The organism is Accumulibacter sp., from assembly GCF_036625275.1.
In the GTDB taxonomy this organism is placed as follows: domain Bacteria; phylum Pseudomonadota; class Gammaproteobacteria; order Burkholderiales; family Rhodocyclaceae; genus Accumulibacter.
Genome location: NZ_JAZKUD010000004.1, coordinates 133,249 through 142,881, shown reverse-complemented (window position 1 = coordinate 142,881; position 9,633 = coordinate 133,249). Strand labels below are relative to the sequence as shown.

6 protein-coding genes are annotated in these 9,633 nt (G+C 64.4%); 5 read left to right on the top strand and 1 reads right to left on the bottom strand.

Translation table 11 applies throughout. The features are described from left to right. Nucleotides 1-142 precede the first annotated feature (142 nt). Nucleotides 143-1,273: a TIGR03032 family protein gene (locus V5B39_RS03800; protein ID WP_332341592.1), complete on the top strand. Its 1,131-nt coding sequence runs from the start codon at nucleotides 143-145 to the stop codon at nucleotides 1,271-1,273. A 214-nt stretch (nucleotides 1,274-1,487) separates the two neighbouring features. Next, nucleotides 1,488-2,090: an adenylyl-sulfate kinase gene (gene cysC, locus V5B39_RS03795; RefSeq protein ID WP_332341591.1), complete on the top strand. Its 603-nt coding sequence runs from the start codon at nucleotides 1,488-1,490 to the stop codon at nucleotides 2,088-2,090. 85 nt (nucleotides 2,091-2,175) lie between these two features. On the opposite strand, the gene V5B39_RS03790 is transcribed toward cysC, so the two are convergent. Further along, a complete protein-coding gene (locus tag V5B39_RS03790) occupies nucleotides 2,176-3,276 on the bottom strand; it encodes a helix-turn-helix transcriptional regulator (protein ID WP_332341590.1) in 1,101 nt (366 codons plus the stop codon). A 368-nt stretch (nucleotides 3,277-3,644) separates the two neighbouring features. Here V5B39_RS03790 and V5B39_RS03785 point away from each other — a divergent pair, with 368 nt between their 5' ends. The 3 genes from V5B39_RS03785 to V5B39_RS03775 are packed head-to-tail and all read left to right on the top strand — an operon-like array spanning nucleotide 3,645 to nucleotide 9,615. Then, entirely contained in the window at nucleotides 3,645-5,447 is a 1,803-nt protein-coding gene (locus V5B39_RS03785) for an efflux RND transporter periplasmic adaptor subunit (protein WP_332341589.1), read from the top strand. Nucleotides 5,448-5,462: 15 nt separating this feature from the next. After that, nucleotides 5,463-7,610 (top strand): hypothetical protein, encoded by a 2,148-nt coding sequence (locus V5B39_RS03780; protein WP_332341587.1) that lies wholly within the window; start codon nucleotides 5,463-5,465, stop codon nucleotides 7,608-7,610. Then, a complete protein-coding gene (locus V5B39_RS03775; RefSeq protein ID WP_332341585.1) occupies nucleotides 7,603-9,615 on the top strand; it encodes a translocase in 2,013 nt (670 codons plus the stop codon). The genes V5B39_RS03780 and V5B39_RS03775 overlap by 8 nt, the downstream gene beginning before the upstream one ends. The last annotated feature ends 18 nt before the right edge of the window (nucleotides 9,616-9,633 follow it).

The window sequence follows — 9,633 nt, the reverse complement described above, 5'->3', positions numbered from 1 at the left end:
TGGCCACTGACCTCGATTTCCCGCAACGCCTTCGGCTGCGACCGACAGATCGCACGCGTCATCCCTCCCGCAGCTCGTGCCGGTACGCCGGGCGACTGGTTGACTGCCCTCGCGTTGACGGCATTCCCGCCTGGATCATCCGATGAGCCATCCGACATCTCCCGCGAACGAGACCGATCCGCCGCCAGCCGCTGACACCGAACCGGCGAACCCCTTCCGCTACGTCGTCTCGCCCGGCTTCGCCGACCTCCTCGAGCCGCTCGAAAGCACGCTCCTGCTGACCACGTACCAGGCCGGCAAGCTGATGGCCGTGCGTGCGCGAGCGGGCCGGGTGTCCACACTGCTGCGCACTTTCGAACGCCCGATGGGCTTGGCGCACCAGGGCGATACCCTCGCGCTGGGCACCCGCAACGCCGTCTGGTTCCTGCGCGACGCCCGCGACATCGCCCCCCAGCTCGCTCCCGCCAGCCCCTTTGACGCCTGCTTCACCCCGCGGCAATGTCACGTCACCGGCGACATCCTCGGCCACGAGATGAGCTGGAGACACTCGCTGCCAGCAATCGGCGGCGAAACTCCGCCAGGGGGGCCGGCCAGCGAGCTGTGGCTGGTCAACACCCGTTTCTCGTGCTTGTGCACCCTGCACGCCGACTACAGCTTCGTCCCGCGCTGGCGCCCGTCCTTCGTCTCCGCCCTCGCCGCCGAAGACCGTTGCCACCTCAACGGTCTGGCCATGGTCGACGGCCAGCCGCGCTTCGTCACCGCCCTCGGCCGCAGCGACACGCCGAGGGGCTGGCAGCCCGGCAAGGCCGACGGCGGCGTGCTGATCGAGGTGCAGACCAACGAAATCATCACCGACGGCTTCGCGATGCCGCACTCGCCGCGCTGGCATGCCGGCAGGCTGTGGGTGCTGAACTCGGGTGAGGGCGAACTGCAGGTCGTCGACCCGAAGACCGGCCAGCGGGAGACCGTCGTTCGGCTACCCGGTTACACGCGCGGCCTGGCGATGCACGCTGGCTACGCCTTCATCGGCCTCTCGAAGATCCGCGAGAAGGCGGAATTCGGCGGTCTGCCGATCGAGACCCGTGGCGAGCCGCTGCAATGCGGCCTCTGGGTGGTCGACCTGCGCCGCGGCGCGGCGGTCGGGTTCCTCGCCTTCGAGGCTGGCTGCGAAGAAGTCTTCGCGGTGGAAGTGCTGCCCGGCATCCGCTGGCCGGCGATCATCGGCTTCCAGCAGGAAACCATCCAGGGCCTCTATGTCGTGCCGCCGGCATGAAACCGCGCGCAGAAAGGCCCGACGCTGGCCTCAGCCGATCAGAATCCAGGACCCCATCGTCGGCGCCTCGCCGGGCAGCGGGCGTGACCCTGGCGGGAGAAGGACGAAGACCACGACCATCGCGCAGAGACGCGGCACCATTTCCCAAGAAACCCGGCTGTTGCCGCGTTGACCTTCGTTAACCTTCGTTAACCTTCATTCCAACCCAGGCCGCATGGCGCACACGAACGATATCGTCTGGCACCCCTCCGCGATCACTCGCGAACAGCGCGAACGACTCAACCGTCACCAGAGCGTCATCGTCTGGTTCACCGGACTCTCCGGCGCCGGCAAGTCGACCCTCGCGCATGCCGTCGAGGAAGCACTGCATCGGCGTGGCTGTCGCAGCTTCGTCCTCGACGGCGACAACGTCCGGCATGGGCTTTGCGCCGATCTCGCTTTCTCGGACGCCGACCGGACGGAAAACATCCGCCGTGTTGGCGAGATGGCCAGGCTGTTTCTGGAAGCGGGGGTGATCACGCTGACTGCCTTCATCTCACCCTTTCGCAAGGATCGTGAACGGGTTCGTTGGTCGGTGCCGCCAAAGGACTTTCTCGAGATTCATTGCCACTGTCCACTCGCCATCTGCGAGCAGCGCGACGTCAAGGGGCTTTACCAGCGAGCGCGTGCCGGCAAGATCCCGGCATTTACCGGCATCTCTTCGCCCTACGAGGAGCCCGATCGCCCCGAGCTGGTTGTCGAGACGGGGGCATGCACCGTAGACGAGGGTGTGGCACAGGTGTTGAGCCTGCTCGAAGTGCGGGGCGTGATTCCCTGAACCTGTTTTGCAGCCATGGCCCTCCCGACCTTCCCCGCGAAGTCTCGCCGATGTTCGCCAGAGGTGCCGGCCACGAACCCGGCGGTTACGCCCCGTCCATCTTCAGCCCGAGCACCTTCAGGATCAATTCACGCCGATTCCGGGTTTGGGTCTTCCGGTACACTTCGCGCAGGTGAGACTTCAGGGTCTCGGCACTGATATGCTGGCGTTCTGCCAGATCGGCGTTGGTCAGATCGCTCACGATCGCCTGCTCGGCAATCCGCACCTCGCGTGGCGAAAGACCGTAGCGCCGCAGCCTCTGGCAAAGATCATGCCGCTGCTCGAAGCGGCGCAAGCGCACGATCATCCCCTTTTCGGCCTTCCCGAGCGCTTCCCGAACCTCGCTCGTCGTCAGGGCCGAGGAGCCAGGCTTTGCCTCGGGCAGCATGAAACGGGTCAGCAGACTGGCCGGTTGCCACGCGAGACGTTCGACGCCATAGTGCTGATCGGCAAGCACCACCATCGACGGGGATTCTTTCCGGGTCAGAAGCTCGAACAGCTCGACCACGTCGTGCCCTTCGAGCAGGCGCTCAGCCGCCGCGTCCCGAAAGACGAGTTGCCCCCTCTCGTCGAAAACGAGCAGTCCGCTCGACTCCCGCGCCGAATGGCGCGCCAGCCACTCGCGTAAGGCCAGCGAACGGCCCAGGTGCGGGGCAAGCGCGGAGATCAGATGCCCGTCTTCCGTCGTGAAATCCGGCTGCCCGGGCGGGCGATGAATGCAGAAAGCCGCCAGGGGTCGTCCGCGATAACCGCAAACGGCAGCCAACGCATGCCGATACGGAACCGTCTGCATGAAGTCGATGAACGCCGAGCGGCCCAGCGCCCCGTCGTCCATCAACTCCGACAGCCGCACCGACTGATTGATCCGGAAGTTCGCCGGTCCGCGCAGGACATACGGATCGAATGCCGCGTAGTGCTCGAGGTAGGCCGTGAGCGTGCTGTGCGCGCAATCGAAGGCGAAGCCCTCCCGGAGTTCCAGGCGCTGCGCATCGATTCCCAGGAAGACCCCGGAGGAGAAGCGCAGCACATCGCGCAGCCTCTGAAAGAATCGGGTCAGCATCTGCTCCCGGTCGTCGATTTCATAGACGACGTGAAGCAGTGCCCCGAGGGGTCCCCAACGGTCCTGATCGTCGTGGTCTGCGCTCATTACTTTTCTTCTTTTGGGAGTCCGCCGCCGGTGATTGGTCCATGTCCCCGTCTTCCCGACGGCGAAACATTCCCGCCCTCAAAATCCCCCTTGGGGGGATGGACAGAGTCGGTTAGCATGATAACGTTTTTTCGAGGCGGGGGAGATTTGTAGGTGCGCGACACTCTTTCGGGAATGGGATGGTCACAGGACTGGCTCGCGGATGCTGCGCAAGGAGGTAGGCGGCGGCGCAGGGCTCTGGCGATATTTCTGCCAGGAATGTGCGCGTGCGCATCCGTATCCTTGCGCCTCACACTGAACACAGGGCGAGCACGCAAGACGGTTCCGACGCTGCTTCGTGCCGAACCTTCGCGTACGTCAGCCGGGCGATGAGCGAGCATTCCTCACGTTTCGACGACACTGCCTGGAGCGGATTCGGAACAGCGCAGACCGCGGCCGAGTTCTGCACCCACTGGCTTGCGCTGCAATGCTTGCAGATCGGTGATGTCCGCAGCGGGCTACTGTTGCTGGCCAGGGAGGGTGGAGGCCCATTCGCCCGCGCCGCAGCATGGCCGTCGGACGGAGACAACGTGAAACCCCTCGGCCAGGCCGCCGAGCGCTGCCTGGCCGAGCGCCGCGGCCTGATCCTGCGCGGACTGGCGGACGCGCTCGTCGTACTGGCCTATCCAGTCGATGTCGACGGAAATCTGGAAGGGGCAGTCGTTCTTGACGTTGCCGAACGCGACAACGATGCCCTGCAGAGCGCGCTGCGTCAGATCCATTGGGGAGTCGGCTGGTTAACCACACTCCTCCTGCGCCGCCGCACCGCCGACCAATCTCTCGTTGCACGGCGCGCCCAGGAGGCGATCGATGTGCTCGCTCTTGCCGGGGAACAGACGGGGCTGCGAGCACTGGCGATGGCCGTGGTCAATGATCTGGCGAGCCGCTTTCTCTGCAACCGGGTGGCGTTCGGCGTCGAGCGCAAGGGTCGGGCACGCTTGCTCGCCCTCTCGCATTCGGCATTTTTCGAGAAGAAGAGTCATTTTGTCGTCGCCCTCGAGAACGTCATGGACGAGGCGTTGAATCAGCGCGGCATGGTCTGCGTTCCGCCAATTGACGACGAGCAGCCGGCAGTGGCCATTGCCCATCGCGATTTCGCCGCGTCGCGTGCCGTCTGTTCGGTCGTCGTCGAGCGCGCGGGAGTGGGTATTGGCGTCATCACCCTGGAGCGCGAGCGGCCGTTCGATGCCGAGGAGCTGCGGGCTTTCCAGGTGGTCGCCGCCCTCATCGGGCCACTCCTGGAAACCCGCATCCGGCTTGACCAGTGGCTGGCAGGACGCGTGCGAGATCGCATCCAGGATGCCTGGCGTCATCTTCGTGACCCGCGGCGGCCAGGTTTCCGTTTCGCACTGGTGATCGTGGCGGTGGCGTTTTCCCTGGTATTTGTTGACACGGATTACCACGTCTCGGCCAAGGCGGTGGTCGAAGGCGCCGTACAGAGATCCGTGGTGGCGCCATTCGACGGCTTTGTCAGGGACGCGCCGGTGCGTGCCGGCTTCCTGGTGCGGCAGGGGCAGGTGCTCGCCACGCTCGACGAGCGCGATCTGCTGGTCGAACGCCAGCGCTGGTTGGCCGAACGCGAGCAACACGGCGCGCGCTATCGTGATGGCCTGGCGAAACACGAACGAGCCGGCGCCAACGTCGCTTTTGCGCAGATGCAGCAGGCCGAAGCGCAGCTTGCGCTGACGGAAGAGAAACTGGCGCGCGCGCAGATCGTCGCACCGTTCGACGGACTCGTCGTGGCGGGTGATCTGAGTCAGTTGCTGGGCTCACCGGTTGAGCAGGGGAGGCCATTGTTCGAGGTCGCGCCGCTTGACGCGTATCGCGTGATTCTCAAGGTGGAGGATCGCGATGTCCGTGATGTTCGTGCCGGACAAAGCGGGAAGCTGATATTGGCAGGACTTCCGGGAGATTTGCTGGATTTTGAAGTGCGCAACATTTCGCTCGCCGAGGCGGACGAGGGCAAGAACGTTTTTCGCGTCGAAGCGCAGCTCGCGCGCAGCGACCTCAAGCTGCGGCCGGGAATGGAAGGCGTGGGCAAGATCAACGCCGGAGAACAGACGTTCGCCTGGATCTGGACACATCGGCTGACCGATTGGCTGCGGCTTCAGGCCTGGAAGTGGCTGCCCTGATCCGGAAGCGAAGCGATGCGAAAGCCATTTCTCAGCGACGCATGGTACCGAGTGGCACGCCTGCAGCCCCAGTTGCGCGCGCACGCGCGCATTCAGCAACAGCGCTTTCGCGGCCAGATCTGGTACGTGCTACACGACCGGGTAAGCGGCACAGTGCACCGTTTCACCCCTGCCACTTATCACGTGCTTCAGTTGTTCGACGGCAAACGAACCGTCGACGAGATCTGGCGGAGGGTCACTGCGGGTGGCGGCGACGCCATCCCGAGCCAGGATGAGGTGATCAGATTGCTCGCCCAGTTGCACGCCGGTGATCTGCTGCAGTCGAGTAAGCCGCCGAATCTGGAGGAACTCCTCGAACGGGAGCGCCAACAGCGATGGCGCAAGATCCTGCAGGGCGTCGTCAATCCCATGTCGATTCGCATTCCTCTCTGGGATCCGGACACTTTCCTGGCACGAACGTGGCGCATCGTGCGACCGCTGTTTGGCGGTTGGGGCGTCTTGCTCTGGTTGGCCACGGTCATCCCGGCCTTGGGTCTGGTGGCCGCTCACTGGAACGAACTGACCGAGAATCTCAGTGACCAGTTGTTCGCTGCGGGCAATCTGTTCCTCATCTGGCTGCTCTACCCGCTGATCAAGCTGCTGCATGAGCTGGGACACGGCTACGCGGTGAAGTCCGGTGACGGTGAAGTTCACGAGATGGGAATCATGTTCCTCGTCCTGACACCGGTCCCTTACGTTGATGCGACGGCGGCCGGGGCGTTTCGCAGCAAGTGGCAACGGGCACTGGTCGGGGCGGCGGGCATTCTCGTCGAGCTCCTGCTGGCCAGCGTGGCGACGATGCTCTGGGTGCTGGTCGAGCCGGGACTGGTGCGCTCGCTTTGCTTCAACGTCGTGTTGATTGCCGGGCTTTCGACGGTGTTGTTCAACGGCAATCCCTTGCTTCGTTATGACGGCTACTACGTGCTGTCCGATCTGATCGAGATTCCCAACCTCGGACCGCGCGCCAACCGGTACTGGCAGTGGCTGGCGAAGCGTCATCTGTTTGGCTTGAGGACCATCGAGCCCCCGTTGGCGACCGTCGGCGAGCGCCGCTGGTTTGTCTGGTACGGCGCGGTATCGTTCATCTACCGGTTGGCCGTGATGATCGGCGTGACCTGGTTCATTGCCGGCGAGTTCTTCTTTGTCGGGGTGGTTCTGGCGATTTGGGGAGGGGTGACGATGTTCGTGCTGCCGATCGTCAAAGGGCTGACCTATGTTCAGACCAGCCCGGAACTGCAGCGTGTGCGAACGCGAGCGCGTTTAGTGGTTTTCGGCGGGATTGCTGCCGTGCTGCTGATCCTTGTCGCCGTGCCGATGCCCCTGCGGACGCATGCGGAGGGGGTGATCTGGGTGCCGGAGAATGCCGAGGTGCGGGCGGCAGGTGACGGCTTCGTCGATGCCCTGTTCGCAGAAACAGACGCGTGGGTCGAGGCGGGGCAACCCCTGCTGATGTCGGTCGCCCCGGTGCTGCAAGCGGAAGTCGCTCGGTCTCGAGCACGCGTCCGGCAACTTGAGGTGCAGTACACGAGCCTGATGTTTGACGACCGACTGCAAGCCACCGCAACGCTTGAGGATCTGCAGCGGGAACGTGTGGCGCTCGCGCGCTCCGAGGAGAAGCTTGCGGCACTGCTGGTCTCGGTACCGGTTTCCGGGCAGCTCAAGCTGGCGCGAGCGGCCGACTTGCCGGGGCGTTTTGTCAAGCAAGGCGAGAGTCTCGGCTACGTGGTTTCCTGGCCGCCGCGGTTAGTCCGGACAGTCGTGACGCAGGACGACATTGCGCTCGTTCGCGAACAGCGGACGGGTGTCGAGGTGAAGATCGCCGACCGGCTTTCTGCCACTTACCCCGCTCGTGTTCTCCGGGAAGTGCCTGGCGGCAAGGATCGCCTGCCGAGCAAGGCGCTGTCGCTTGCTGGTGGCGGCCTGCACGGGACGGACCCGCGTGATCCGGATGGCGAGAAGGTACTCAACCGGTTGTTCGAGATCGATCTGGAGCTGCCGGAGGACGTCGGCGCCGTTGAGGTCGGAACCCGGGTGTACGTGCGCTTTCACCATCACGCGGAACCCCTCGCGACGCAATGGGGGCGTCGCCTGCGTCAGCTATTCCTGGCGCGCTTCCATGTCTAGGGGCTTGCTCCGGTCGTGGCGCGTGCCTGCCTTCGCGCCGGCGGTCTTTCCGGAGCGGCCCGACGGACGTGAAGGAAACGTGCTCGATCGCTTGCTCGCAGGACTCCTCGGTCGTTGGGCGCAGTGCACTTCGCGCTTCCGCCAGCGGCAATTGCGACGTATCGCTGGGCGTGTGGAGGCGCTCGCGGAGGAACTCGAACGGCTCGAAAGCGAGGAGTTGCGTCAGCGCGCGGCCGCGGTGCGCCTCGCATTGCTCCGCGATGGGCTGCTTGACGCCCACGTCGTCACCTGTTTTGCGCTCATTCGCGAGGTCACCGGGCGCTTGCTGGGCAAGCGCCACTATCTTGTGCAACTGATGGGCGGCTACGCTCTTCTGCAGGGCATGCTGGCAGAAATGCAGACCGGCGAAGGGAAGACTTTGACCGCGCTCCTGCCGGCGGTAACGGTTGCCTTGGCGGGAGTCCCCGTGCACGTGATTACGGTGAACGCCTATCTCGCCACTCGCGATGCCAACGAGCTTGCGGCGGTCTATGGTTTTTTTGGGCTGCGGGTTGGCCTGCTGGTCCCCGAGATGGACGCCGCCGATCGGACCAGGGCTTACGACTGCGAAGTGACGTATTGCGTCAACAAGGACCTGGTGTTCGACTATCTGCGTGATCGCCTGCGCTACCAGCGCGGTTTGGGAGGCGAGCGAGCGTTGCTCCGGGAATGGCTTGCCGGCAAGCCGGCGGGTGCAGACGGCGAGAGCCTGCTGCGCGGCCTGTTCTATGCGATCGTCGATGAAGCCGACAGCGTGTTGATCGATGAGGCACGGACGCCGTTGATCATCAGCCGCGACGTCGCCGATCCGTACGGACGCACGCTGTACGAAGAGGCGCTGTCCGTTGCCGCAAGCCTTGATCTCGGGGAACACTTTCAGGTGCGCGTGCGCGAACGGAGTGTCGAACTCTTGCCTGCCGGACGCGCAGCGATCACCGAGTGTGCGGCGGGCCGTGGCGGCTTATGGGCGTTTCCGCTGGCGCGTGAGGAACTGGTGGAGCAGGGGCTATCCGCGCTGTATCTGTTTGATCGTGATCGGGATTACCTCATCACCGATGGCAAGGTACAGATCATCGATGAGTATACCGGCAGGGTGATGGCTGACCGCTCGTGGGAACGGGGACTCCATCAAATGATCGAGGTGAAGGAAGGGCTTCCCTTGTCGGATCGACGCGATACCGTGGCGAGGATCACCTATCAGCGCTTCTTCCGGCGCTACCTTCGGGCGGCAGGAATGACCGGTACAGCAACCGAGGTGGCGGCAGAGATGCGCATCGTCTATGGGCTCGATGTCTTGCGCATCCCGCCGAACAGACCTGTCGTCCGGGCCTTTCTCGGGCATCGTGTCTTTCTGGACAGTGAGCGACGCTGGGCAAGCGTCGTTGAACGCGCGGCAGAAATGCGTGCGGCTGGTCGTGCCTTGCTGATTGGCACCCGCTCGGTCAAGGCTTCGGAGCTGGTATCGGCGCGGCTCGATGCCGCCGGCCTGGAACACGTCGTGTTGAATGCCCGGCAAGATGTGTCGGAAGCCGAGATCGTCAGGCATGCCGGCCAGAGCGGGCGGATCACCGTAGCCACCAATATGGCGGGACGAGGAACCGACATCGTCCTCAGTCCGGAAGTGCGGGCGGCGGGAGGATTGCACGTGATCCTGTCGGAGTACCACGAAGCGGCCCGCATTGATCGCCAGTTGTTTGGGCGGGCCGGTCGCCAGGGAGATCCGGGTTCCTGCGAGGCGCTGGCCGCGCTCGATGACGAACTGTTCACTTCTCATGCTCCTCGCTGGCAGTCCTTGCTGCGGCGCCACTTCTCTTCATACGAGGTCCTGCCCGACGCAGCCGGCAGCTTCCTGCGCCACCTCGCGCAATCGGCCGCCGAACGACAGCACTCGCACATGCGCAGACAAACGGTCATAGCCGACCTGCGCGCGGAGAAGGCATTGGCTTTTGCGGGCACTGGCGAATAGTGGCGGGCGGCAAGACAA